Source organism: Variovorax sp. 20P10.2.4, assembly GCF_058244205.1.
Window position 1 is genome coordinate 1 of the sequence record NZ_JBZAYE010001052.1, and the last position, 1,598, is coordinate 1,598.

Sequence of the window (1,598 nt, forward strand, 5' to 3'; positions counted from 1 at the left end):
CGCGCACGAAGCGGCGGATCTGCGGCTCGTCCTCGATCACGATGGCGGTGGGGGCTGGCATGGGGGTCAGAGCGGGGCTTCGGCCGGTTCGGGCGGCTCCCGGCGCGGGAGCGTGACCGTGAATTCTGCACCGCCGCCGCGCGCGTTGGCGGCCACGATCTCGCCGCCATGGGCGCTCACCACCGCCTTGCAGATCGCCAGCCCCAGCCCCACGCCCGGCGTGGCCGATTCGACCTCGCCGCGCGTGAACTTGTCGAACAGCTTCTGCTCGTGGCCCAGCAGCGCCGCGGGCAGGCCGGGGCCATGGTCGCGCACGCTCAGCACCAGCGTGCCGGGCTCGGCGCGCGCGCCCACCACGATCGGCGGCGCGCCGTACTTGGTGGCGTTCTCGAGCAGGTTCACCAGCACGCGCTCGATCAGCACCGCGTCGAACTCGACCAGCGGCAGCCCGGCATCGAGCGCGGTCTGGACCACGGTGGCGCCGAGCGCGGTGCGCGCCGCGCGGATGGCCGAGCCCACCACCTCCTCGACCGACTGCCAGTCGCGCCGCAGGTTGACCGCGCCGCCCGCGATGCCGCTCTCGAGCCGCGCCATGTCGAGCAGGTTGTTGACCAGCGCATGCAGCTCGTGCGCCTGCGCGACGATCGCGCGCGCCGCCTCGGCATGTTCTTCCGCCGGCAAGGTCTGCAGCGATTCGGCCAGCGCGATCAGCGCGGTCAGCGGCGTGCGCACGTCGTGCGAGATCGCGCCCAGCAGCGCGTTGCGCAGCCGCTCCGATTCGATCTCGACCACCGCCTGCTGCGCCACCTCCACGTAGTGCACGCGCTCGAGCGCGATCGCGATCTGCCGCGCCAGCGTGTCGAGCTGCTGCGCCTGCTCGGGGATCAGCAGCCAGCGCGGCTGCGCCGGTTCGAGCGCGAGCACGCCGCGCACGCGCATCGGCGCCTGCAGCGGCACGTAGTGCCAGGGCTGCGCGGCCAGGGTGGCGGTGGCGAGGCCCGCGCTCTGGCCGTGGCGGAAGGCCCAGTCGGCCACCTGCGCGTCGAAGCCCGGCGGCGGATCGGCCGGCGCCACCAGCTGGTCGGCCGCATCGGTCACCAGCACCAGCGCATGGCCGCCGAAGTGACCCTGCACCGCGGCCGCGCCGAGCGCGACCACCTGCGTGCTCTCGAGCGCGGCCGAGAGCTCGCGCGTGAGCTCGAACAGCGAGCGCGCGCGGCGCTCGCGGCTGGTCGACACGCCGGCCGCGAAGCGCAGCCCGGCCGTGAGCTGGCCCACCAGCAGGCCCACGCCCAGCATGATCGCGAAGGTCAGCACGTACTGCACGTCGCTGACCGCGAACGACAGCCGCGGCGGCACGAAGAAATAGTCGAAGGCCGCGACGTTGAGCAGCGCCGCCAGCGCCGAAGGCCCGCGCCCGAAGCGCATCGCCACGCCCACCACGCCGAGCAGGAACAGCATCACGATGTTCGACAGCTCGAGCACGCCGGTCAGCGGCGTGCACAGCAGCGTGAGCGCCACGCTGGTGGCCGCGGCCCAGGCATAGCCGGGCCAGTGGATCGGCGCCTTCTCGTGGTCGTCGCTGTCGATGCGGGCCC

Annotated in this window: 1 protein-coding gene; it reads right to left on the bottom strand. The window is 73.7% G+C overall.

Annotated features, from left to right (window positions below):
• Positions 1–66 precede the first annotated feature (66 nt).
• A partial coding sequence (locus AC27VN_RS40970; RefSeq protein ID WP_490880435.1) for a DUF4118 domain-containing protein occupies positions 67–1,598 on the bottom strand: 1,532 nt, incomplete at its 5' end.